The 21,646-nt window shown below is 57.2% G+C and carries 25 protein-coding genes; 15 read left to right on the top strand and 10 right to left on the bottom strand.

The features are described from left to right. Positions 1-6 precede the first annotated feature (6 nt). Complete coding sequence (locus G5358_RS06995; RefSeq protein ID WP_005302803.1) at positions 7-216, top strand: cold-shock protein; 210 nt, start codon at positions 7-9, stop codon at positions 214-216. 90 nt (positions 217-306) lie between these two features. Next, on the top strand, positions 307-612 hold the full coding sequence (locus tag G5358_RS06990) for a hypothetical protein (protein ID WP_021231075.1): 306 nt from the start codon (positions 307-309) through the stop codon (positions 610-612). Here the strand turns inward: G5358_RS06990 and G5358_RS06985 are convergent. Next, positions 599-847: a TIGR02647 family protein gene (locus G5358_RS06985; protein WP_005334209.1), complete on the bottom strand. Its 249-nt coding sequence runs from the start codon at positions 845-847 to the stop codon at positions 599-601. The genes G5358_RS06990 and G5358_RS06985 overlap by 14 nt on opposite strands. Positions 848-1,092: 245 nt before the next feature. On the opposite strand from G5358_RS06985, the gene G5358_RS06980 reads away from it, so the two are divergent. Together G5358_RS06980 and G5358_RS06975 are read left to right on the top strand one after the other, a co-directional pair. Beyond that, entirely contained in the window at positions 1,093-1,641 is a 549-nt protein-coding gene (locus G5358_RS06980; RefSeq protein ID WP_216954128.1) for a hypothetical protein, read from the top strand. A 159-nt stretch (positions 1,642-1,800) separates the two neighbouring features. Next, complete coding sequence (locus G5358_RS06975) at positions 1,801-2,193, top strand: DUF2750 domain-containing protein (RefSeq protein ID WP_005334204.1); 393 nt, start codon at positions 1,801-1,803, stop codon at positions 2,191-2,193. 94 nt (positions 2,194-2,287) lie between these two features. Here the strand turns inward: G5358_RS06975 and G5358_RS06970 are convergent, their stop codons facing one another. The 4 genes from G5358_RS06970 to G5358_RS06955 all read right to left on the bottom strand — a co-directional run bounded on the left by G5358_RS06970 (position 2,288) and on the right by G5358_RS06955 (position 8,441). Next, positions 2,288-4,138, bottom strand: coding sequence for an extracellular solute-binding protein (locus G5358_RS06970; RefSeq protein WP_421323842.1), 1,851 nt, complete (start codon positions 4,136-4,138; stop codon positions 2,288-2,290). 128 nt (positions 4,139-4,266) lie between these two features. Further along, positions 4,267-5,013 carry a DNA-binding transcriptional regulator YciT gene (locus G5358_RS06965; protein ID WP_005350628.1) on the bottom strand — a complete coding sequence of 249 codons (747 nt, stop codon included), beginning with the start codon at positions 5,011-5,013 and terminating at the stop codon, positions 4,267-4,269. A 94-nt stretch (positions 5,014-5,107) separates the two neighbouring features. Further along, entirely contained in the window at positions 5,108-7,540 is a 2,433-nt protein-coding gene (locus tag G5358_RS06960; RefSeq protein ID WP_421276090.1) for a formate C-acetyltransferase/glycerol dehydratase family glycyl radical enzyme, read from the bottom strand. Positions 7,541-7,544: 4 nt separating this feature from the next. Further along, entirely contained in the window at positions 7,545-8,441 is an 897-nt protein-coding gene (locus tag G5358_RS06955) for a glycyl-radical enzyme activating protein (protein ID WP_421276091.1), read from the bottom strand. Between the two features lie 128 nt (positions 8,442-8,569). Between G5358_RS06955 and fsa the strand changes: the two genes are divergently transcribed. Both fsa and G5358_RS06945 read left to right on the top strand, forming a co-directional pair. After that, positions 8,570-9,223 (top strand): fructose-6-phosphate aldolase, encoded by a 654-nt coding sequence (gene fsa, locus G5358_RS06950; protein WP_245095160.1) that lies wholly within the window; start codon positions 8,570-8,572, stop codon positions 9,221-9,223. A 132-nt stretch (positions 9,224-9,355) separates the two neighbouring features. Then, positions 9,356-9,535, top strand: a complete 180-nt coding sequence (locus G5358_RS06945) for a hypothetical protein (RefSeq protein ID WP_005344504.1) — start codon at positions 9,356-9,358, stop codon at positions 9,533-9,535. Between the two features lie 17 nt (positions 9,536-9,552). Here G5358_RS06945 and G5358_RS06940 read toward each other — a convergent pair whose 3' ends face one another. After that, positions 9,553-10,752, bottom strand: a complete 1,200-nt coding sequence (locus tag G5358_RS06940; protein ID WP_421276092.1) for an HD-GYP domain-containing protein — start codon at positions 10,750-10,752, stop codon at positions 9,553-9,555. 168 nt (positions 10,753-10,920) lie between these two features. Between G5358_RS06940 and rsuA the strand changes: the two genes are divergently transcribed. Next, positions 10,921-11,613: a 16S rRNA pseudouridine(516) synthase RsuA gene (gene rsuA / locus G5358_RS06935; protein ID WP_128816503.1), complete on the top strand. Its 693-nt coding sequence runs from the start codon at positions 10,921-10,923 to the stop codon at positions 11,611-11,613. A gap of 19 nt (positions 11,614-11,632) precedes the next feature. Here rsuA and G5358_RS06930 read toward each other — a convergent pair whose 3' ends face one another. After that, on the bottom strand, positions 11,633-12,532 hold the full coding sequence (locus tag G5358_RS06930) for a DMT family transporter (protein WP_216954115.1): 900 nt from the start codon (positions 12,530-12,532) through the stop codon (positions 11,633-11,635). Positions 12,533-12,688: 156 nt separating this feature from the next. Between G5358_RS06930 and G5358_RS06925 the strand changes: the two genes are divergently transcribed. Next, positions 12,689-14,326, top strand: coding sequence for a peptide ABC transporter substrate-binding protein (locus G5358_RS06925; RefSeq protein ID WP_421323841.1), 1,638 nt, complete (start codon positions 12,689-12,691; stop codon positions 14,324-14,326). 10 nt (positions 14,327-14,336) lie between these two features. Then, positions 14,337-14,879 carry a phosphodiesterase gene (yfcE, locus tag G5358_RS06920; RefSeq protein ID WP_216954112.1) on the top strand — a complete coding sequence of 181 codons (543 nt, stop codon included), beginning with the start codon at positions 14,337-14,339 and terminating at the stop codon, positions 14,877-14,879. A 36-nt stretch (positions 14,880-14,915) separates the two neighbouring features. On the opposite strand, the gene G5358_RS06915 is transcribed toward yfcE, so the two are convergent. From G5358_RS06915 to flgA, 3 genes are all read right to left on the bottom strand, one after another. After that, positions 14,916-15,332 carry a flagella synthesis protein FlgN gene (locus tag G5358_RS06915; RefSeq protein ID WP_421323840.1) on the bottom strand — a complete coding sequence of 139 codons (417 nt, stop codon included), beginning with the start codon at positions 15,330-15,332 and terminating at the stop codon, positions 14,916-14,918. After that, the gene (gene flgM / locus G5358_RS06910; protein ID WP_005344518.1) at positions 15,329-15,649 is read right to left on the bottom strand and encodes a flagellar biosynthesis anti-sigma factor FlgM; all 321 of its coding nucleotides are present in this window, start codon (positions 15,647-15,649) and stop codon (positions 15,329-15,331) included. Before flgM ends, G5358_RS06915 begins: the two co-directional genes overlap by 4 nt. Before the next feature lie 92 nt (positions 15,650-15,741). Further along, positions 15,742-16,425 (bottom strand): flagellar basal body P-ring formation chaperone FlgA, encoded by a 684-nt coding sequence (gene flgA, locus G5358_RS06905; RefSeq protein WP_216954405.1) that lies wholly within the window; start codon positions 16,423-16,425, stop codon positions 15,742-15,744. 144 nt (positions 16,426-16,569) lie between these two features. Between flgA and G5358_RS06900 the strand changes: the two genes are divergently transcribed. From G5358_RS06900 to flgE, 6 genes are all read left to right on the top strand, one after another. Further along, positions 16,570-17,481 (top strand): chemotaxis protein CheV, encoded by a 912-nt coding sequence (locus tag G5358_RS06900; protein WP_005344523.1) that lies wholly within the window; start codon positions 16,570-16,572, stop codon positions 17,479-17,481. A 19-nt stretch (positions 17,482-17,500) separates the two neighbouring features. Continuing rightward, entirely contained in the window at positions 17,501-18,325 is an 825-nt protein-coding gene (locus G5358_RS06895; protein ID WP_005344525.1) for a CheR family methyltransferase, read from the top strand. A gap of 260 nt (positions 18,326-18,585) precedes the next feature. After that, positions 18,586-18,984: a flagellar basal body rod protein FlgB gene (gene flgB, locus G5358_RS06890; RefSeq protein ID WP_005344526.1), complete on the top strand. Its 399-nt coding sequence runs from the start codon at positions 18,586-18,588 to the stop codon at positions 18,982-18,984. Continuing rightward, on the top strand, positions 18,984-19,403 hold the full coding sequence (gene flgC / locus G5358_RS06885; RefSeq protein ID WP_005350658.1) for a flagellar basal body rod protein FlgC: 420 nt from the start codon (positions 18,984-18,986) through the stop codon (positions 19,401-19,403). The genes flgB and flgC overlap by 1 nt, the downstream gene beginning before the upstream one ends. Positions 19,404-19,418: 15 nt before the next feature. Then, on the top strand, positions 19,419-20,159 hold the full coding sequence (locus G5358_RS06880; protein ID WP_216954111.1) for a flagellar hook assembly protein FlgD: 741 nt from the start codon (positions 19,419-19,421) through the stop codon (positions 20,157-20,159). Positions 20,160-20,169: 10 nt separating this feature from the next. Beyond that, on the top strand, positions 20,170-21,528 hold the full coding sequence (flgE, locus tag G5358_RS06875; protein ID WP_216954110.1) for a flagellar hook protein FlgE: 1,359 nt from the start codon (positions 20,170-20,172) through the stop codon (positions 21,526-21,528). The last annotated feature ends 118 nt before the right edge of the window (positions 21,529-21,646 follow it).

Here is a 21,646-nt window from a genome sequence, read left to right as displayed (position 1 = left end):
AAAGATATGTCTAACATGATCACCGGTACCGTTAAGTTTTTCAACGAAACCAAAGGTTTTGGCTTCATCCAGCAAGAAAACGGCCCGGACGTTTTCGTTCACTTCAGCGCCATTCAAGGTAACGGTTTCCGTACCCTGGCTGAAGGTCAGCGCGTACAGTTCTCTGTGACCCAAGGTCAGAAAGGCCCGCAGGCTGAGAACGTAACCGCTCTGTAATTCTTACAGAATTTAAGAAAGCCGTGGTACCTCTGGTGCCACGGCTTTTTGTTTATCTGGCTTCTGCTACTGACTCCCATGTGCTGAATCATGTTGCTATCGCTCCTGCTTGCTGCCACCTTGACTCCGACGTCCGATGCGCCGGTACCGGTTCAATCCGCGATGGAAGCGCAGGTGATCTGCCAGCAATTTGTCCAGGTCCGAATAGGCGCTGCGCTGCAACCTGATGAGGTGAATGCGCGACTGGTGCCTGAAAGGGAGGGGGAGTGGCTGGTGGATGGCAAAGTAAAAGGACCCGAAGGTCCTTTGCTGTTTGCCTGTCATCTTCACCAAGGGGAGCGCTGGGAGCTACTCAACTTTTCGCTCTGGGCACCACAGCCGGTCAAAGCGGTTTGAGTGCGACCAACAGATGTTGCAGGTGTTCAACCATGGTCATGCCAAACGGGGTGAGATAGCCGCCATCTTCTGCGCTGATGAGCCCCTGTTGATGCAGACGGGCTGCCGCCTGGCACAACTCTTCAGACATATCGCTGCGTAATTTAATCCCCAGGCTCATGTTGGCCGGATCAAAGCATGCCAGTATTTTCAAATCGTTCACGAATTCGTTAGAAACCTGGTCGATCCCAATCATGGATTTACTCCTTACGCTAAAGATGTATGCAAACTAGCATCCCCGGATCCACTTTAGTGGGCGCTGGCTCAAATTATTGATCTTTGGCTGGATGCTGCGTTTCAAATGCTGTTTTTTTCGGCGTAATCAGATGGTTGGCTGACAGCTTCGTCAAGGGCCGAGCCGGACCAAACGTGGTAGGATAGGGCACTTCTTTATATCGGACGGTCTATTGGTGGCTGTTCGCCCTGTTCAAGGTATCGCTCATGGTCAAGATCACTCTGGTATCCCTGCTGCATTCACTTTGTACCCGCTTTCCGGTTTACCCCGCTGCTTCGTTGACGTCCCTGTTGGATGCCCATCAGGGCGAGGTATGGTTACCTGCACGCAAGGGGGCCGACATTGCGCTGTTACGCAAGCATGCCAAGGGGGCTCATGAGCTGGCGTCACTCGATGCGGGCTGGTGTGATTTTGCCGCCAGCGACAGCGGTGATTCACCCGAGCTGGATGCACTGGCCAACTACGACAGCGAGATGATGGATAACCTGCTGATGTACTGGCACACCGCCGCCAAGATCAACAGCCCGATCACCGATAACCTGTTCGAGTTGCGCCGCGAAGTGGTGGATGAGGCCCACGGTGCCAAACTCGCTGCCGCCTGGGAGCAACAGCAACAGCTGCGTTTTGAGCAGCTGATGGCGATGGCGGCCAATGGCCAGGATCTGCTCTGCTTTGTCGAGGTGGAGTCCGCCTACTGGCTGCGGCAAAAGCTGAGCGAGCAGCCTGATGTGGAGCTGATCACCCCTGCGTTGTAAAAGGGGCGATATGATGGCTGGCGGTCTCGCTATCGAGGAGGCTGCTCTATCCTTATTTGCGTCATTGTCCTCCCCATCCGGTGCCAAGGGGCTGCAAGCTGGACAAGCTGACGACAAGATGTGAACATGGCGCCCTTTATCGAGAGAGAGACTTGGCCAATGAGCTATGAACTGAGCGACACCGAGCGCAATGCCGCGCTGCAACTGAACGCTGATTACCGTTACGATCACTTCATCAGCAAGCTGGTCGAGCATGAAGAGCTGTTCGTCCTGACTGACGAGCATGGCGTCATGATGCTGACCACCGACGATGAAGATTGCATCCCGGTATGGCCGCACCCGGAGTACGCCAAGGCGTGGGCCGAAGGTGAGTGGGCCGATTGCAAGCCGCAGTCTATCACCCTCAAGGTATGGCTGGAGCGCTGGGTTGACGGTATGGAGCAGGACGAGCTGTGTGTTGCCGTGTTCCCGACCCCGGATCAGGAAGGGATCGTGCTGGAGCCGGCCGACGTGGCTGACGCCATTGCCGAGAAGCAGGCCAAACGCGGCTGATCACCGCTCGATTCGCAACACCGGTTGCCAACAAAGCCCCCGCTATCTGGCGGGGTCTTTGTTTTTGGTCAGTTTGCCAAACGAGTTGTCGCTATCAGGGCTGGCGATAGGTGGTGTCGATGATGGGCTCGGCCGGGAAGGTCTTGCCGCTCTTGATGGCTGCCTTGGTCTCGGTTTTTAGCTCTTCATCGATCCACAGCAGACCGCCATAGCTGTAACCGCTGTTGTCGCCACCGAGGGGCCAGTAGAGCTGCTCGCTCTTGGGCGTTGCAGGTACTTTTGGCAGTTTTATCCAGCGCCAGGCGCCTTCCCGGGTGTAGGGCACCTGATAGGCGGGGACGAAGCTTGCCAGCTCATAGAGCCGCTGCTGGATCTGCCGTGACAGGGCCGCCTTTTTGGCAAAGTCGAACTCCTTGTCATACTGCTCCACCAAGGCTGTGATGGCGTCGTCATCGATGTTCATGATGTTGTTGGTCTGGGGCTTGTTGGCGTTGACCTTGTGGAAGAACTCCCAATAGGCGGGATAGCGGCTACCCGCCCAGGCCATCCAGGCGCTCTGGTGCTTTTTCTCCAGCATCGATTTGAAACCGGCCGATGCATCCATCAGGTTGAGCTCCAGATTAAGCCCCGCCTTTTTGGCCTCTTCCCGCAGCAGTGTGAGCCGCTGGGCGTGCTCTGCGGTGGTGTAGGTGATGGCGAGGGTCAGTGACTGCCCCTTGTCGTTTTGCAAAATCCCCTGCGGCCCCACTTTGTTAAAGCCTGCCTTGGAAAAGTATTCCCGTGCCAGTTTGGGAGCGAACGGACGGGCCTTGATCTCGCTGTTGGTAAACTCCCCCTGACCTGAGCCATAGCTGTTGAGGCGTTGGTAATCCCCCCGCAGCAGGGTAGCGAGCATTCTGTCGAAATTGAGGGCATGCTGGATGCCGAGGCGAACATCGAGATTGCGTAGCAGCGGATCGGCGGTGTTGAGATAGAGCCCCATCGGCGGTTGCGGGGTCTGGTTGTAGAACCAGCGCCGCTCGATATACCCCTTCTCGAACTCGGCGGTGTTGGTCTTGTCGTGCCACCAGTTGGGGATCACCAGCGGGAAGCTGTCGAGATCGCCGCGCAGGAAGTGCTGCCAGGCGATGTTCAGATCCCTGAGCACCTTGATCTCGATCCGCGCAGGATTGAAGCGATGCTGGAAGTAGCGCTCGTCATCCCCCCACCAGTTTTCAATCCGCTTGAAGGTGACCGATTTGCCCTTTTTCACCTGATCGATCTGATAGGGACCGGTGACCGGCAACACCTTCCAGTTGTACTCCTTGACCCAGTTGGCGGTGAGCTTGATGGCATGGCTCGGCTCCGGGCTGATGGGCAGCGATTCGAGCAGATCCTGGCGGCTCTTTTCGGTGCCGCTGGTGATAGCCAGGGTGTGATCATCAAACTTGGTGATGTCTGCTATCTGGGTGCTGTAGTAGTTGTTGTACCAGGGGTCGTTGATCTCCTTGCTGCGCATCATCTTGAGGGTAAAGAGCCAGTCATCGGCGGTGACCGGCTGGCCGTCTGACCAGCGCGCTTTGGGATTGATGCGAAAATAGAGGGTCTTGTTGTCGGCGCCGAAGGCCCACTCGTTTGCCAGCATTGGCATGGGGTTGCCGGTGACGGGATGAGTGCTCAGCAGTGGCAGGTTGGTTTCCCGCACGTAACCGGCAAAGCCGCCGTTGGAGTCGGGGCCATATTTGCGCAGGGTCAGGGGGAAGCTGGTCATAAAGGTGCGAAAGGTGCCGCCGCGTTTGGCGGCCGGATCGGCATAGAGAGGGTCCTGGTTGTTGCTCTCCCACTTCAAGTCGGCGGGCAGCGTGGCACTCCAGCCAAACGGGCTCCAGCACAGGGTCAGGGTGATGGCGGTGGCGCGAATGATAGGGGAGAGTCGGCGCTCCCCGGCTGTGCTGGTCGATGGCATGTCCTTGCTCTCCTGAAAATCTGCTTCCTGCAGATCACGCACTGGTGATGTCAGTCCCGATGGGGACTGGCTCATCATGAAAATTTTATCCTGTCAGGTCAATGAAATAGCGTGAATTAGCGGGTTGCCTAGGCCGCGACGCAGTGCAGGGTGATCCCCTTGGCCGCGATGGCGGCCCGCATGGGGGCGGGCAGGGCATCGTCGGTAACCAGCACGTTGATCTGGCCCGGCGCGCCAAGCTGGCTCGGGTGGATGGCGCCGAACTTGCTGCTGTCGGTGATGACCACATTGGTCATCCCCTTGGCCAGCACGCTGTTGACCACGTCGGCCCGCATCATGTCGCGGCCGGTGAAACCCATCTCGGGATGAAAACCGTCGACCCCAATAAAGGCCTTGGAGAAGTGCACCTGCTCGATGCAGAGGCGCGTGAGCGGCCCCACCACGCTCTCGCTCTGATGTTGGAACAGCCCGCCGAGCAGCACCACCTGAGCCGGGGTGTCTTTGAGCAGATGGGCGATATAGCTGCTGATGGTGATGATGGTGACCCGTTTGTGCAGGGCCAGATGGCGCGCCAGCATGGCGTTGGCGCTGCCCCCTTCGATAAAGACTGTTTCGCCATCTTCCACCAGCTGGGCGGCCCGCTCGGCGAGGCGCTCCTTGAGCAGGTAGTTGATGTTCATCCGGGCATCCGGGTCATCGGTCTCCAGCGCCATGGCCGAGCCGTGTACCCGTCTGAGCAGTCCCTGCTTCTCCAGCGCGGTGAGGTCGTTGCGCACCGTCACCTCAGACACGCCGGTATGTCGGGAGAGTTCACTCACGCTCATCTTGCGAGCCTGATGGACCAGAGTGAGGATCAGTTGGTGGCGTGGATTCATGGTGCGCTCACATGCAAGGTGGTGGATAGCGGCAAGCCACCCGTGGGGTGGCTTGCCAATCATATGACGTCACTGGCGCCATGGGTGCGCCCCGTCAGAGACTGTGCTCGGTGCGGGCGATGATATCATCTTGCGCATCCGGGGATAAGGCGGTGAAGAAGGCCGAATAGCCCGCCACCCGTACCACCAGATCCCGGTACTGATCCGGATTGGCCTTGGCCGCCAGCAGGGTCTCGCGCGAGACAATGTTGTACTGCACGTGCCACCCCTTGTGCACCTCGAAGAAGGTGCGCAGCAGGCTCATCAGCTTGGCCTTGTCCCGCTCGTTCTCAAGGCTCGCCGGACTCAGCTTCTGGTTGAGCAGCACCCCGCCGAGGATGGCCGCCGTGGGCAGCTTGCCGATGGAGTTGAACACTGCCGTCGGGCCGAGACGATCCGAACCCGACGAGGGGCTGGCCCCTTCCGCCAGCGGCGTGCGGGCATGGCGACCATCCGGGGTGGCCATGGTGGCGGCACCGAAGGGCACGTTGGCGGAGATGGAGGAGGTGCCCGCATAGTAGGTACCGCCGATGGGGCCACGGCCGAAGCGGGTGTTGTGCAGCTCCTTGAGCTCGTCGATGTAGCTCTGGTAGGCCTGCACCAGCAGCAGGTCAACCTCGTCCAGATCGTTGCCATATTTGGGGGCGGCATTGGTGAGGCGCTGGCGCAACTGCTCCCCTGCTAGCCCGGTAAAATCTTGTTCGAGTGCTTCGGCCAGCTCTTGCTGATCCACAATCCCCTGCTCGAACACCAGTTTCTTCAGGGCTGCCAGACTGTTGCCGAGGTTGGCAATTCCTACCTGCAGACCTGAGACCCAGTCATAGACGGCGCCCCCCTCCTTGATGGTTTTGCCGCGCTCGATGCAGTCATCCACCAAGGTGCTGCAGAGGATGTCGTGGGCTTGGGCCTCCAGCACGCTGTCGACCACGCAGTCGATCTCGATGGATTTGCGGGTGAAGTAGCGCACCTGCTCATCCCAGCGGGCCATCACCTCGTCAAAGTTACCAAAGCTCCCGTCTCGCAGCGACTGGGGCTGGGGCAGGAATACCTTGCCGGTGGTGGCATCGCAGCCGCCATCAAGGGAGGCCAGCAGGATGCGGGCGAAGTTGATAAAGCTCATGCCGGTGCAGCGATAGCCCCACTTGCCGGGTACGGCGGTCTCGATGCAACCGATGGCGGCGTAGTGGTGGGCATCCTCCACGCTTACTCCGAGCTTGATGAACTCGGGGATCACCACTTCGTCGTTGTTGAAGGCGGGCATGCCAAAGCCGCAGCGGATCACCTGAATGCAGGCGTCGAGGAAATCCTCGCTCATCCCGGCATGGTAGCGCACCGACAGGTTGGGCTGGGTGGATCGCAGCTGGCCGCAGGACTCCAGAATCGCGTAGGAGAGGCCGTTGACCGCATCATGGGCAGTGCCATCCCGCCAGTTCTGGCCGCCGATGGTGACGTTCTGATAGAGCGGGCTGCCGGCGGAGGCCTTGGAGTGGGTGCCGGAGCGGATCTTGTTCACCTCCAGCAACTTGAGCCAGCACCCTTGCAGCAGTTCGATGGCGCGTGTCCGAGGCAGGGATTCCGACAATTCCACCTCGCGGCGATACCAGGGGTAGAGGTATTGATCCATCCGGCCAAACGACACCGAATGGCCGTTGGATTCGATCTGCAGGATGAGCTGGATAAAGTAGCAGAGCTGCAGTGCCTGCCAGAAGGTTTCGGGTGGCTGGTGGGCGATGTGGGCGCAGTTGAGCGCGATGGTCTCAAGCTCGTTTCGGCGCTCGGGGCGAGATTCTTGTGCTGCCATATCATGGGCAAGTGCGGCGTAGCGCGCGATGTGATCGCTGACTGCCTCCAGGGTGATGGCGACGGCGTGCAGGAACTGCTCGCGCTGCAGATCGGCCCAATCCGCCAGATCCAGCCGACTGCGGCGCTCGGCCACCTTGGCCTTGAAGCCATCGAGACCCAGCGTGAGCAGCTCCTCATAGTTGACCGCGAGGTGGGCATCCCCCGAGGTCATGTTGCCCTCGGCCTTGATGATGCCGCTCTCCAGCAGTGCTTTCTGTTCGTCGGTAAAGAGGCCGAAGCAGCGATCCTGCACCGTCTGGCCGCGCCAGAAGGGGGTGAGGGCGTGGATGATCGCCTTGTCGGTTTCGCTGACTGCAAAACCGGCACCGGGACGGTCTGCCAGCTCGTCGATCTCCTTCTCAATCCAGCTCACCGTGTACTCAGGAAACAGCGGCGCCGCCCGTACCTGACTGGCCTGATTGCCGACGATCAGCTCGTCGTGCTTGATCCAGATGGTGCGCGCCTTGAGGTGATGAGCCAGCGCCAGCGCGCGGCGCACCGGCAGCGGCCGGGCGAGATGAGCCTGATAGGCCTCGGTGTAGTGGCGGGCACGCTCGGTGCAGACCGGTGGCTGAACGATGTGGATCAGGCTCTCTTTGTGGGCGCAGATCCGCGGGCTGAGGGTATTGAGGTCGAGCTGGGTCATGATCTTATCCTCTGGTCACAGGGGTCAGCCCCTGACGTTGGGCGTATGCGTGGGCAAAGCTGAGTAAATCGGGATCGTCGAGCGGTGTCTCTGGCGCCTGATAGGGCAGATCCAGCAGGGCATATTTGCCCATCCCCAGGGTGTGATAGGGGAGGAAATGGATCTCCTGCACCGTGCCGAGGCTGGCGGCGGTGTCGGTGATGGCGCAGATCGATGCGCGGTCGGCATTGAAGCCGGGAATGAGTGGCACCCGGATCTGCATGGGCACGCCGTGCTCGGCGAGGCGCTTGAGGTTTGCGATGGGCAGCTCAACCTTGCCGCGGGTCCAGTGGAAGAAACGTTCTTTATCCACGTGTTTGAGATCCGCCAGCACCAGATCCAATGAGGGGAGGCTTGGCTCAATCTGGTGCCAAGGCACATGGAGGCAGCTCTCGACCGCGGTGTGCAGCCCTTCGGCCTTGCAGCGGGCCAGCAGGGACGCGGCAAAGTCGGGCTGCATAAACGGCTCGCCACCGGAGAGGGTGACGCCACCGCCGCTGCGCTCGAAGAAGGGACGATCCCGCAAGATGGTGTCCATCAGGGTGTCCAGGCTCTCCTCCCGACCACACACCTGCAGCGCTTCGCTGGGGCAGAGGCCGCGCAGCCGTTCCATATCGTCGGCCTTGAGGGCAGAACGGCTGAGCTGGATGCCCTCGCTGTCACGCAAGATTGCCGGACAAGCCTGGCTGCAGAGCTGGCATCCCTCGATGCACTGGCGCCGGTCGAGTAGTATGTCCGGCTTGGGAGAGCGGCTCTCCGGGTTTTGACACCACAGACAGGCCAGCGAGCACCCCTTGAGAAACACCAGGGTGCGAATGCCGGGGCCATCGTGAGTTGAATATCGTTGCAGGTCGAAAATCATACCGCCTCCTTTTGTATTTGCATTCTATTTGCTTTCATTCGAAAGTTGATTTGATTTCGATCAAGCTGTTTGCAGATGTTTTATCGCTAGAATGGCGACATATTGAACATCCCGTTAAGGAGTTAGAGATGGAGCTGTATCTCGATACCGCCGATGTGGCGGCAGTGCGTCGCTGGTCACGGATCCTGCCGTTGGCCGGTGTCACCACCAATCCTTCCATTACCGCCGCCGGGGGATTGCCGCTGAGCGAGCTGCTGCCCGCCCTGCGCGACGTGCTGGGGCCCAAGGCGCGCCTGTTTGCCCAGGTGATGGCCAAAACCGAAACCGAGATGGTGCGCGAGGCATTTGCCTTGCGTGAACTGGACCCGGATCTGGTGATCAAAATCCCGGTATGCGCAGAGGGGCTGGCGGCCATCAAGAGCCTGACAGCCAACGGCGTGCCGACCCTGGGCACCGCGGTCTATACCCCGCTGCAGGGCTGGCTGGCGGCGGTGGCGGGGGCGGAATATGTCGCGCCCTACGTTAACCGGCTGGATGCCCAGGGGGGCGATGGCATTGCCACCGTGCAGGAGTTGCAACAGCTGCTTGCGCTGCACGCACCGAACAGCAAGGTGCTGGCGGCGTCATTCCGTACCCCGCGCCAAGCGCTCGACTGCCTGCTGGCGGGTTGCCAATCGATCACCTTGCCGCTCGATGTGGCGGAGCAGCTGCTGAACGTGCCGGCGGTGGATGCGGCACTGGTGAAGTTCGATCAGGATTGGCAGCGCGCTTTCGGTCGCTGATCCCGGTGGCAAGCTGATTGCCGTGATTGAGAGGGGGAGGGTGAAGAAGCGCGGGTGATGGGGATTGACCGACTAGACTGGAAAGAGGTAGCCACGTTCGCTGGCCGCCCTGCAGTCTACCGGAGGTATCCCATGAGCGACCATCTGCTGCTCCCCCATGGTGAAGATTTGCGTCGTGCGGTGCTTTGGCTCAGCGAGCATCATCAGCACGATATCGCCGCCATTGAAGAGGCCAGCCTGCGTTTTGATCTCTCGCCGCTGGATGAGGAGTTTCTGATCCGGCACTGGCTCGACAGCCAGCGCCAATCATGAAGATCCGAGGTGAGGGATTAGAAGAAGTTGGCGAGGTTGATGCCAAATTCTTTGGGGTCGACCGTGTTTTCGATGCTCTCCTGCACCCCTGACTTGGCCAGATCCAGCCACTGTACCTCGAGGTAGTGACGCTGGGTGGCGTGATAGATCACCTTGACCACTGGCTTGAGCGGCTGCTGCTCGTTGCGCTGCATCACGATAGCCAGGCGCTGGTTTGAGAGCTGTACCAGCGTTCCCACCGGATAGACTCCCATGCACTTGATGAACTTGGTGACCAGTTCGGCATCAAAGTGCTGATTGATCCCCTTGAGCAGAATGCGGAAGGCCTGGGTCGGCTGCATACCTGCTTTGTAGACCCGATCCGCGGTGATGGCATCATAGACATCGACGATGCCGCTCATCCGGGTATAGAGGGAGAGCTGCTCCCCCTTGAGTCGCTGCGGGTAGCCGGAGCCATCGAGCCGCTCGTGGTGGTTGGCGGCTACCTCCAGCATGGTAGGGGTGATGCCCGGGGTATTGCTGAGGATCTCGTAACTGTGCACCACATGCTGACGCATGATGGTGAACTCCTCATCGGTCAGCTTGCCCGGTTTGTGGAGCACCTCGTCCGGGGTCATGATCTTGCCCACGTCGTGCAGCAGGCCACCCAGGGTCAGCTCCTTGAGCACGCTGCGCTCCAGTCCCAGATAGCGACCGAAGTTGGCCAGCAGAATGGCCACATTCATGGAGTGCTCCATCAGGTAGGCATCCTTGGCGCGAATACGAGCCAGACAGAGCATGGCATCGCCGTGGGTGAACATGGTATCGACCATCTCTTCAGCGACTTCGGCCAGCGGGGTGATGTCGATGGGTTCACCCGCCTTGAGATGGCGAATGAACTTGCCTTGCAGCTCGCGCGCTTCCTGATAGAGGCGGCGGATTTTAAGCTCCCGTCCTTCGCCGTTGGCACTGGCACGGCGCCCTACCAGGGCGCTGTTGGCATTGAGGTCGGGGGAGGTAACGGCATCACTTTCTGCACTGCCCAGCTTGCTGCGGGCCAGATCGATGCGTACCGTGAGCACCCCCTGGCGCACCAGATTGGCAATTTGCGCCACGCTGGTCACCAAGCCCATTTGGGCGATCTCCATCCCACCTGTCTGGCTGGCGATAGCAATGACATACATGCCGGGTTTCAGCTGGTTGACGGGAATGACGGGATAGGATGCTTGAGACTTCATGAGGGCTTCCTGACTCTTATTATTATGAGTATCGTTCGGATGGGTCACACCGGAGAAGTGTAACATCGGATGACCAGTTCGTCATAATTGGCAACCCCTTAACAGTGGCGTTGTCGCCCCCGCCCGATATAATGACGCCCCTTTACTTGTTGGACTTCGAGGTTGTGAATGCGGCTTGATAAATTTCTGTGCGATTGTTCCGATTTGACCCGCTCGCTGGCAGGCAAACTGATCCGTCAGGGCGAGGTCATGGTGGATGGCATTGTGGTCAAGCAGCCCGCCTTTCATATCAATGAGCAGAGCCAGATCGAGTTTGACGGCGTGCTGCTGACGCTGGAGCAGCGCAACCGCTATTTCATGCTGCACAAGCCGGAAGGTTACGTCTGCTCCAACGAGGATCCGGATCACCCGACCGTCTTCTTCCTGATGGATGAACCGGCGATGGGCAAGCTGCACGTAGTGGGTCGCCTCGACCTCGATACCACGGGTCTGGTGCTGGTGACCGACGACGGTCAATGGTCCCACCGCATCACCTCGCCGCGCCACGAGTGTGCCAAGACCTATCACGTCTGGCTGGCCGATCCGGTCAGCCCGGATGCAATCGAGCTGTTCGCCGAAGGGGTCTACCTGCGTAACGAGACCGATAAAACCCGTCCTGCCCAGCTGGAAATTCTCGGCGAGTGCGAGGCCCGCCTGACCATCCACGAAGGCAAGTACCATCAGGTCAAGCGGATGTTTGCCTCCATCGGCAACAAGGTCGTTGGCTTGCATCGCGAGCGGGTGGGCGGTTTGACGCTGGATGACGAGCTGGCACCCGGTGAATACCGCGAGCTGACCGCTGAGGAGATTGCCCTGTTCTGATCTGGGATGGTGCCGGGTGTCAGTGAGTGCTGAAACCCAGCACCAGCGCGGTGCCCAGGGTGGCAATCAGTGCACCCGCCCAGGCGGCAATGGATGGCCGCTCCCCCGAGTGCCACCACAACAGCGGCAGCAGCAGTACCGGTGTGGTGGAGGAGAGAATGGCCACCATGCCCACCTCGCCCTGCCGCAGCGCCATCAGGATCAGCGTCATCCCCAGCCCCATCGCCAGAAAACCGTTGGTGGCAATCATGGCGAGGATATGGCGATTGACCGGTTTGAGCGGCATGGCCAGTGGCAAACGCCCCAGCCGAAGGACGCAGTGGGCCAGCAGGGCACTGCCCATCCGGATACCCGATGCACTCACCGCATCCACCTCACCACTCATCATCACCGGCTTGGCGATGATGGCTCCCACGCTCTGACACAATGCCGCCGTCAGGCCAAGGCCAATTCCCAGCGCCAGATTGCCACGGATCTGCTCCCACTCGTTGCTGCTACTGCGTCTGCCAAACAGGATCGCCAGCATCACGCCGGCAAAGACCAGCACGGCCCCCAGCAGTCGCCAGCCCGTCAGCTGTTCATTAAAGAGCCAGATCCCAAGCAGGGCGGAAAACAGCGCATGGCAGGAGAAGAGCAGGGCACTGCGTCTTGGCCCCAGCCGGTTCATGCAGGCAAACAGCGCGGTATCGCCCACGAAGATGCCGACCAGCCCCGAGATGGCGAGCAGGGGCAGGGCGCTTGCGGTGAGGGTTTGCCAGCCACCGGTGAGCAGACTCATGGTGCCGAGCATCAGGCTGACCAGAAACATGCGCCAGCGGCTGTAGGCAAATGCGCCGAGATGACGGGCCGGTTTGACCGAAATTAGCGCTGCAATTGCCCATAAACTGGCCGACGCGAGTGCCAGCCACTCATAACCCATAAAAACTCCTGAAAAAATTAACCCGAAAGACTCCATCTCCCGGGCAAGCCCGATACAATACGGGGCGTTTTCGGGGATAACAAGAGCGGCATCAGGCATTCATCAGGCGCGCCGTCGGCCTTCCCCTCCTGCAGTGGTTTTATTCGAGGTTTTGTCATGAGGTATGGTTTCTTCCCCAAGCTGGCGCAACGCTGGCTCTCCCCGCTATTGCTTGCCGTGCTGGCTGGGCCCCTGGCCCATGCCACCACCGTTGAGCAGCAGCCTCTGCTTGCCGATCGGCAAACCCTGGTCAAGGGCAACGGTGCCGAGCCGGAGTCACTGGATCCGGCCCTGGTGCGCTCCGGTTTCCCGGGGGAGGCCGTGCTGGTCGATCTGTTTGAAGGGCTGGTCAGCGAAGATGGTCAGGGGCATATCGTCCCCGCTCAGGCACAGCGCTGGGAGGTGAGTGAAGATGGGCTGGAGTGGCGATTCTTCCTGCGCCCTCAACTGAAATGGTCCAATGGCGAGCCGCTGGTGGCCGCTGATTTCGTCTATGCCTGGCGCCGTCTGCTCGATCCGGCCATCAACTCCCCTTCTGCCGGATTGCTGCTGGCGACGGGGATCAACAATGCGCAATCCATCTATGCTGGTGCGCTGGAGCTCGGCAATCTTGGCATTGAAGCGCAAAGCGATCAGATCCTGAAAATCACTCTGGAGCGGCCGGCTCCCTATTTCCTGCAACTCATCAGTCAGCGCCCCTTTGTGCCAGTCAACCAGAAGGCGATAGCCAAATTTGGCAAGCAGTGGACCGAGCCCGGCAAGCTGGTCAGCAATGGTGCTTATCGGCTGGCAAGCTGGACGCCGAACGAGCAGATCGAAGCCGAGCGCAATATCCACTACTGGGATGACCTTCACACCCGTATCGGACGGGTCACCTATCTGCCTATCACTTCGCAACATGCCGAACGGCTGCGCTATGAGGCTGGTGAAATACAGCTCACCAACAAGGTCTCCCTCGGCTATTACCAGAAGATGAAGCGCGAATCTCCGGAGCGGCTCTGGGGCTTGCCGCTGTTTGGCACCTATCTCTATGCGTTCAATCTGAAACGCCCGGAACTGCAGGATGTGCGGGTGCGTCAGGCGCTCTCTATGGCGGTTGATCGACAGCAGCTCATTGGATCGGTGAGCGGGCAGGATGAACAGGCGGCATGGTCGCTGTTGCCGGAGATGCCGGGTTACCCCCGGGTGATATTGCCTGTGGCGCTTGAAGATATGCCAACCCGCCAGGCCAAAGCGGCAGCGTTGCTGTCAGCGGCCGGGTATAACAGTGCCAATCCACTCAAGCTGAGCATTACCTACAACAGCGCCGACACCCACAAGCAGATGGCGATGGCCATTGCTGCCATGTGGCAGAAGCTGGGGGTGCAGGTCACCCTCAACAGTCTGGAGTGGGGCGCCTATCAGGTGGCCAAGGATAGCGGTGATTTCCAGGTGGCCAGAAGCTTCCTGTTTGGCGATTACGTGGAGCCGTCTGCCATGCTGGGCAGCTTCCGTTGTCAGGATCTGCGCAACGAGAGCGGCTACTGCAATCCCGACTTTGATCTGTTGCTGGAGCAGGCTGCCAATACGCTGGACAGCGCGAGCCGGGTTGAACTCTACCGGCATGCCGAACAGTTGCTGCTTGAGGAGGCGCCGATCTTCCCCGTGTATCATTACAATCAGATGAGACTGGTCGATCCCGCGCTGCGGGGACTGCCCAGCCAGAATTTGAAAGGGACGATTGCCACCAAGGATCTCTATTTCAGCCCGCAGTGAGGAGCATTTCATGAAACTTGCCATCATTTCCGACCTCCACGGCAGCATCATTGCGCTGGAGCGGGTGCTGACCCAACTTGAGCCCTGGCAGCCGGATCACTATCTGCTGCTCGGCGATCTGCTCAACCATGGCCCGCGTAATCCTCTGCCGGAGGGATATAACCCGGCCGCTGTGGCCGATCGGCTCAACGAGCTGGCGCCACAGATCATCGCGGTGCGGGGCAATTGCGATTCCGAAGTGGATCAGATGCTGTTGCGCTTTCCCATCACAGCCCCCTACAACCAGTTGCTGGTCGATGAGCGGCGCTGGTTTGTCAGCCATGGCCATCTTTATCGCCCGGACGAGGTACAGCTACCGCCGGGTAGTCTGTTCCTGAGCGGCCACACCCATGTGCCGGTGCTGGAGTGGCAGGGGGAACGGATCTTGATGAACCCGGGGTCAATCTGTTTCCCGCGCGGCGAGTTGCCTGCCAGTTACGGGAGCTATGAGGACGGAGTACTGCGCGTCAATGCGTGTGAGGACGGGCGAGAGTTGTTGCGACTGGTGCTTTAAAACGGAGAGCAAAAATGCAAGGCCTGATAAGAGATGTCAGGCCTTGATACCGTAGGAGCGGGTGCCAGAGCGAGTATTGCCTTTGGCGTCATAGGTCAGGCTGTTGCGATCACGCAACTGACTCAGAAAGGTTGCCAGACGACGGTTGGAGACGATGCTCAATTCAAGCAAGCGACCGTTGATATCATTTTGTGCCTGGCAGGCATCCAGTTTTGCACGAAGCTGCGCCATCTCGTCGGGATAGGCTGCTAGCTGCAGTGCCAGTTCCGGCATCTCTGCCAGTGTCTTGTCCAGAGTTTCTATCGCAGCAAGCAATTGCTGTTTGCGCTCGGTCAGTGCAGGCAGGGCCAGTGCCTGATGCTGCTCGAGCAAGCTGAACTCCTCTTCCAGAATGCCTTGCATCTGGCTAAGGTTATCATCTTGGGTGTGCAGTAACGAAGGTAAGTCCATCATCCCAGAACTTTGTCCAGATTGGCCTCGAAACTGAACATCTTCTTGGCTACAGCGTCGCTGTTAACCTGATATTCGCCACTCGCGACGGCTTTTTTCAGTCGTTCAACCTTGCTCTCGTTGCCGGTTGAGGCGGTATTGAGGTTCTGTTGCATTTTTTGCAATTGTTGCGCCTCACTGGTCAAGGAGACGGAGTCCAGCTTGACAGTGGTCGCTTTGTTTTCGGGCGATGAGGTGACTGACTTGCTGCCTGTCCCTTGGCTATTAGCGGTATTTTGCAACCGATTATTCGCCAAGTTGTTGATATTGTTGATGGCCATTTTAGTTACCTTCGTCTGCTTTAAGATTTGCTTACCTGTTTATCGGTGCGGCAGGTCAAAACTTTAGAAAAAAAATTGTCAGGCTCCAGATATCAAAAAGTGACTGATGCGGCACCGACTGCTGTGACTTTACCTTCCACCGTTTTGCCGGAGCGAATATTGACGAGTTTGATGATCTCTCCGAAACTGCCATCTTGCAAGGCTCGGGCCATGGTTTTGATCTGGAAGTTGCTGTTTTCGGCTGTCAGGGTGACCTGATCCCCTTTACATATCACGCAAACCTGGCTCAAGCGGATGGGCTGTCCCGGTTTGATCTCCCGCTTGCTGCGTACCCCAATCAAAGGGGCCGGGTTGGTCAGATAGTCACCACGGATCAGGGTTTGATCCTGAAACGCCACTACCAGCTTGCTTTCATTCAGCAGATCCCCTTTGGCAATGGGGTCGGTGACAGTAACAAAGGGTTTTTGAATACTGACCCTTACCGGTAAGTAGACATCCCAGGGTTTTTCTTCCTCACACTTCATGTAAACAGTTGTATTACGACGAATTTCCATTTTTGCTGGCAAGCTGATGGTCAACAGATCATCGCAACGGGTTAGCGGGAGTCTCTCATCAAGGGTCGCGGCAGTGACCTCTGCTCTGGCATCCAGCGGCAGATCGAGTTGACCATAAACGAACTCTTGTGCCTGCTCTCTCAGATAGGTTGTGACATCCGAGGCATGGCTCGAGGATATGCTGCCAAAAAAGAGGCTGATGAGTAAAAGTCGGTTAATCATTTTCGCTCGTCGGTCGATAAGTTGTTCACGCATATCACCATATTTAACTATGATTGCTTCAGAATCTGTTTGTTGTCACATCGATAGTCTGACGCAATCCATCACGCATGCATGATTAATGCCAAGCGTTTTTAGGGAGTGTTTATGGCCAGTATCCTGGACTCGGTCAACCAACGTACCCAGCTAGTGGGGCAAAACCGGCTGGAATTGTTGTTGTTTCGTCTCAATGGACGTCAAAGATTTGGCATCAACGTATTCAAAGTGCGTGAAGTGTTGCAGTGCCCCCCCTTGACCGTGATGCCCAAGTTGAACTCCTGTATTCGCGGAGTGGCTCATATTCGTGGCCAGACTATCTCGGTCATCGATCTCAGCATGGCAATGGGCAAGCGCCCCATTGAAGATTTGAGCAAGTGCTTCATTATCATCTCCGAGTACAACCGCTCCATTCAGGGTTTTTTGGTGCACTCGGTCGAGCGCATCATCAATATGAACTGGGAATCTATCCTTCCTCCCCCCAAGGGGGCTGGTCGCATCAACTATATGACGGCGGTTACCGAGGTTGATGGCGAGTTGGTCGAGATCCTCGACGTTGAACGTATTCTCAACGAAATATCTCCGGTTTCTACTGAGGTCAGCCAGGAGCTGGTGGAGGCCAGTGTCGAGCATCCGACCTTGGGACGTCCCGTATTGGTTGCTGACGACTCTTCGGTTGCGCGCAAACAGGTACAGCGTGCGCTGGAGGCGATCGGAGTTGAATGCGTGCTGGCAAAAGATGGCCGCGAAGCATTGAACATGCTGCTGGAGATGACCAAAAATGGCCCTATCAAGGATCAGATTGCGCTGGTGATTTCCGATATCGAAATGCCCGAGATGGATGGCTATACATTCACTGCCGAGATCCGGAATAATCCCAATCTCAAAGATTTGCATGTTATTCTGCATACCTCGCTCAGTGGTGTATTTAACCAGGCTATGGTGCAAAAAGTTGGTGCAAACAACTTTATTGCCAAGTTCCAGCCTGATGAATTGGCCAAAGCCGTACAAAACGCACTCTAATTTAAAGAAGAACAGCTGCATGAAGACACTTTCGGATGACTTATACAAACAGTTCAGCAACTTTCTTGCGGTTCAGAGCGGGATCGTGCTGGGTGATAACAAACAGTATCTGGTGAAGAGCCGTCTTTCACCTTTGATGGCACAGTTTGGCATCGAGAGTCTGTCTGAACTGGTCACCCGTGCAATGAGTGTACGAGAGCGTGACCTGAAAATGGCGGTTGTTGATGCGATGACCACTAACGAGACCCTCTGGTTTCGTGATACATATCCGTTCCAGCTGCTGACCGACAAGATTTTTCCTGAATTGGGCAAAAGTGGTCGCCCTGTCAAGATTTGGTCTGCTGCCTCATCTTCGGGACAGGAGCCATATTCTATCGCCATGACGGCGCTGGAGCAGCAGATGAAGAAGCCGGGTACCTTGCCCGGTGGAGTGCAGATTGTCGGGACAGACATATCGACTACCATGCTGAATCAGTGCAAGGAAGGGGTATATGACAGTCTGGCTTTGGCACGCGGATTGTCGCCAGAGCGCAAGAAGATGTTTTTTGAGCCCTATGGTGACAACAAAATGCGGGTGGTAGAGCGAGTCAGAAAATTGACCACCTTTCGGCCGCTCAATCTGCTGGAGAGTTATAGTCTGCTCGGTAAATTTGACATCATTTTTTGCCGTAACGTGCTTATCTACTTTGCACCGGAAGTGAAGTCAAAAATCCTCAACCAGTTTGCATCCAGCCTCAATCCTGGTGGATACCTGATGCTGGGAGCGTCGGAATCGCTGGCGGGTTTGACTGACCGATTCGAGATGATTCGGTGCAATCCCGGAATTGTTTACAAGGTCAAATAACGTTGCAGCCCATGGTATTCAATGAGTTGTGATTGGTGACATTGTTATAAGAGAAGGAGGCACAGTGCCTCCTTCTCTCTTTATGGCTCCATTCTTATAGCTCCATTCGTGATGGCATTGCACCATGTTCCTATCTATCGCGCAGCAGATCCTTGCACTCCGTTTAAAGGCTTTTATAGCTAGGCTCGACGGCCCGCAGCATTTTGAAAATCGTCTGGCACATCTCTTGCAGGCAAAATATACCAAGCAGGAGGTGTGCTATGGCTTTTTCATTCGACAAGGCATTTGGTATCCATCAATACACGCTGGGTGTTCGCGCCAAGCGTGCCGAGGTGTTGTCCAGCAATATTGCCAATGCGGACACGCCAGGTTTCAAAGCAAGGGATATCAACTTTGCACAGGCATTGCAGGATGCCCAGCATAAACAGGGTTTTGGCCTGGTAACAACCAGTGAAAAGCACTTTGCCTTGAATATGGATGCCCCCGGTACTGTTCAATACCGCAATCCGTTGCAGCCTGATACGGGTGATGGCAACACGGTGGATGTGCAGCAGGAACGGAGCGAGTTCTTGCGCAACAGTCTGGAGTACCAAACCTCCCTGGAATTTATGAATCGCAAGATCAGTGGCCTGCTTAAAGCCCTGAAAGGAGAGCAGTGATGAGTTTGTTCAAGGTCTTTGATATTGCCGGCTCGGCCATGAGTGCGCAGTCCGTGCGCCTCAATACAGTTGCCAGCAACATGGCCAACGCGGACAGCGTAAGCTCCAGCGTGGAAAACACTTACCACGCCAGGCGGCCAGTTTTTGCCGCTCAGCTCGATCAGGCCATGTCAGACAAGCAGGGATCGGTCGGCGTTGAGGTGAAGGGCATTGTCGAGAGCAAGGCTCCACTGCTCAAGGAGTACAACCCCAACCATCCGATGGCGGACAAGGATGGCTTTATCTTCAAACCGAACGTCAACATGGTTGAAGAGATGGCTGACATGATCAATGCCTCGCGCAGCTACCAGACCAATGTACAGGTTGCAGATTCGGCCAAGAAGATGCTGCAGCAGACGCTCCAGCTTGGCAAATCCTGATAGGAGGGATGCAACATGGTCGACACCACAAACAGTGTGAACGGCATTGGCCGTACCACGACCCAGACCACAGGCACCACAACGACGCCGAAGAAAGAGCTGGATCAGGCTTCGTTTATGAAACTGCTGACCATGCAACTATCATATCAGGATCCCTTCAAGCCGGTGGACAATGCCCAGATGCTCTCCCAGATGGCTTCCATGTCTACCTCGGAGGGGATCAGCAGTCTGTCTACCCAGATGGGCAAGCTCAATGAGCAGATGATCTCCAGCCAGGCTCTGCAAGCATCTTCTCTGGTTGGCCAGAATGTACTCTTGCCCAGCAATGTGGGCTATCTGGACAAGGAGGGCCCTGTTTCCGGTGTCGTTCAGGTTGGCACGACCAATCAATACGCGGGTGTCAAGATTATCGTTGAAGACGAGGCGGGTCAGGTCATCAAGGAATTTAGCCTGGAAGGAGAACAGAAGGGCAATGTGGAGATCGCCTGGGATGGCACTGACAAGGCGGGCAACCGGGTCAAGCCAGGCAAATACGTGATCAAGGCCAGTGGCAGTGTGGATGGCAAGGCAGAAACTATTCCCACATACGCTTATGGCAAGGTCGACAGCGTTGCCCTGGGGAATGCAACAAATCCCACAATGCTTAATTTGAAGGGACTGGGGAGCACCCTGCTGAGTTCCGTCCTGCAAATATCAGGCACCAATCCAAACCAGACGGCTACTCCGTCAAAAACCACGTCGACAGCATCGATCTAAGGAGCTGGATATGTCATTTAACAATGCCTTGAGCGGTGTCAACGCGGCACAAAAAGACTTGAACGTCACCGCTAACAACATTGCGAACGTCAATACAATGGGCTTTAAAGAGTCCCGTGCCGAGTTTGCGGATGTCTACGCCAACTCCATCTTTGTCAATGCCAAGACTCAGGTCGGTAACGGTGTGGCGACCGGTGCTGTTGCCCAGCAGTTCCATCAGGGTGCGCTGCAATTTACCAATAACGCGCTGGATTTGGCCATTCAGGGGAACGGCTTCTTTGTCACCTCTGATGGTTTGACCAACCTGGATCGCACCTACACCCGTGCCGGTGCATTCAAGCTCAATGAAAACAGCTATATGGTCAACAATCAGGGCCACTATCTGCAAGGCTACGAGATCAACGCCGATGGCACACCCAAGGCGGTCAGTATCAATGCGACCAAGCCGATCCAGATCCCTGATCGGGCGGGTGAGCCGATCAAAACCAGCAAGATTGATGCAAGTTTCAACTTGCCTTCCACCGCATCGCCCCTGCCTGCAGGTAATGGTGCGGGGGATGCCTCCACCTTTGACCCTAAGGATTCCAAAACCTACTCCTCATCCACCTCAGTGGTGATTTATGACTCGCTCGGTGAACCTCACACTATCACCCAGTATTTTGTCAAAGAAGCAGATCCAGCAGACCTGACCAAGCCAGCCAGCCCGACAGCTTGGCGCATGTATCTTTATCAAGGTGACAAGCCGGTCGATATCGTCGGAGGGGTGACGCCAACAATGGCCACAGGGTTGAATCCTGCACCTGCCGGTGCCCGAATTACCTTTGGGGCCGATGGTAAAATGATTACTCCGACCACACCGGCAAACATCCAAACGGAGCCGTTGGGTGCAGCAGGAGCGGGAATTATTACCAATGGTGCGGATCCTACCCAGCAGGTAGATATCACTTTCGGCACTGTGACCCAATATGCCTCACCGTTTGAAGTCAACAAGTTGTCACAGGATGGTTCCACTGTCGGCCGTTTGACCAAGGTCGAGATCACGCCGGATGGGATTGTCTCTGCAACCTACAGCAATGCCACCACCATCAAGGTAGCCATGGTGGCCATGGCCAAATTTGCCAACTCGCAAGGGCTGACCCAGGTGGGTGATACTTCCTGGCGGCAATCCCTGCTCTCCGGCGATGCTTTGCCGGGAACGCCCAATTCAGGCACCTTCGGTACCATCAAATCGTCGGCGCTGGAGCAATCCAACGTAGATTTGACCTCCGAACTGGTTGATCTGATCACTGCCCAGCGTAACTTCCAGGCGAACTCCCGCTCTCTGGAGGTCAACAGTTCGCTGCAGCAGACCATCTTGCAGATCCGTTAATTCCTCTCAGGCGACGGGGCACCTTGGGTGCCCCGTTTTTTTATCGTTCTCTACTGTCGAATGGTGTGGCATTCCCCTTCTGTTGGCATCCAAATTGCAGTTCTGCTGTCAGAGTCAT

This window comes from Aeromonas sp. 604176, from assembly GCF_049170755.1.
GTDB lineage: Bacteria > Pseudomonadota > Gammaproteobacteria > Enterobacterales > Aeromonadaceae > Aeromonas > Aeromonas veronii_A.
The sequence above is the reverse complement of the archived record's forward strand: the minus strand, read 5'-3'. Positions and strand labels throughout refer to the sequence as shown.

Excerpts from the sequence above, each read along its gene's own strand:
- yfcE (WP_216954112.1), top strand. The coding sequence starts at position 14,337 with ATGAAACTTGCCATCATTTCCGACCTCCACGGCAGCATCATTGCGCTG.
- rsuA (WP_128816503.1), top strand. The coding sequence starts at position 10,921 with ATGCGGCTTGATAAATTTCTGTGCGATTGTTCCGATTTGACCCGCTCG.
- G5358_RS06915 (WP_421323840.1), bottom strand. The coding sequence starts at position 15,332 with ATGATGGACTTACCTTCGTTACTGCACACCCAAGATGATAACCTTAGC.
- G5358_RS06960 (WP_421276090.1), bottom strand. The coding sequence starts at position 7,540 with ATGACCCAGCTCGACCTCAATACCCTCAGCCCGCGGATCTGCGCCCAC.
- G5358_RS06930 (WP_216954115.1), bottom strand. The coding sequence starts at position 12,532 with ATGGGTTATGAGTGGCTGGCACTCGCGTCGGCCAGTTTATGGGCAATT.
- G5358_RS06975 (WP_005334204.1), top strand. The coding sequence starts at position 1,801 with ATGAGCTATGAACTGAGCGACACCGAGCGCAATGCCGCGCTGCAACTG.
- G5358_RS06955 (WP_421276091.1), bottom strand. The coding sequence starts at position 8,441 with ATGATTTTCGACCTGCAACGATATTCAACTCACGATGGCCCCGGCATT.
- G5358_RS06940 (WP_421276092.1), bottom strand. The coding sequence starts at position 10,752 with ATGAAGTCTCAAGCATCCTATCCCGTCATTCCCGTCAACCAGCTGAAA.
- G5358_RS06980 (WP_216954128.1), top strand. The coding sequence starts at position 1,093 with ATGGTCAAGATCACTCTGGTATCCCTGCTGCATTCACTTTGTACCCGC.
- flgC (WP_005350658.1), top strand. The coding sequence starts at position 18,984 with ATGAGTTTGTTCAAGGTCTTTGATATTGCCGGCTCGGCCATGAGTGCG.
- G5358_RS06895 (WP_005344525.1), top strand. The coding sequence starts at position 17,501 with ATGAAGACACTTTCGGATGACTTATACAAACAGTTCAGCAACTTTCTT.
- flgA (WP_216954405.1), bottom strand. The coding sequence starts at position 16,425 with ATGATTAACCGACTTTTACTCATCAGCCTCTTTTTTGGCAGCATATCC.
- flgB (WP_005344526.1), top strand. The coding sequence starts at position 18,586 with ATGGCTTTTTCATTCGACAAGGCATTTGGTATCCATCAATACACGCTG.
- G5358_RS06970 (WP_421323842.1), bottom strand. The coding sequence starts at position 4,138 with ATGCCATCGACCAGCACAGCCGGGGAGCGCCGACTCTCCCCTATCATT.
- G5358_RS06900 (WP_005344523.1), top strand. The coding sequence starts at position 16,570 with ATGGCCAGTATCCTGGACTCGGTCAACCAACGTACCCAGCTAGTGGGG.
- G5358_RS06925 (WP_421323841.1), top strand. The coding sequence starts at position 12,689 with ATGAGGTATGGTTTCTTCCCCAAGCTGGCGCAACGCTGGCTCTCCCCG.
- G5358_RS06945 (WP_005344504.1), top strand. The coding sequence starts at position 9,356 with ATGAGCGACCATCTGCTGCTCCCCCATGGTGAAGATTTGCGTCGTGCG.
- G5358_RS06985 (WP_005334209.1), bottom strand. The coding sequence starts at position 847 with ATGATTGGGATCGACCAGGTTTCTAACGAATTCGTGAACGATTTGAAA.
- G5358_RS06995 (WP_005302803.1), top strand. The coding sequence starts at position 7 with ATGTCTAACATGATCACCGGTACCGTTAAGTTTTTCAACGAAACCAAA.
- G5358_RS06990 (WP_021231075.1), top strand. The coding sequence starts at position 307 with ATGTTGCTATCGCTCCTGCTTGCTGCCACCTTGACTCCGACGTCCGAT.
- flgE (WP_216954110.1), top strand. The coding sequence starts at position 20,170 with ATGTCATTTAACAATGCCTTGAGCGGTGTCAACGCGGCACAAAAAGAC.
- fsa (WP_245095160.1), top strand. The coding sequence starts at position 8,570 with ATGGAGCTGTATCTCGATACCGCCGATGTGGCGGCAGTGCGTCGCTGG.
- G5358_RS06880 (WP_216954111.1), top strand. The coding sequence starts at position 19,419 with ATGGTCGACACCACAAACAGTGTGAACGGCATTGGCCGTACCACGACC.
- G5358_RS06965 (WP_005350628.1), bottom strand. The coding sequence starts at position 5,013 with ATGAATCCACGCCACCAACTGATCCTCACTCTGGTCCATCAGGCTCGC.
- flgM (WP_005344518.1), bottom strand. The coding sequence starts at position 15,649 with ATGGCCATCAACAATATCAACAACTTGGCGAATAATCGGTTGCAAAAT.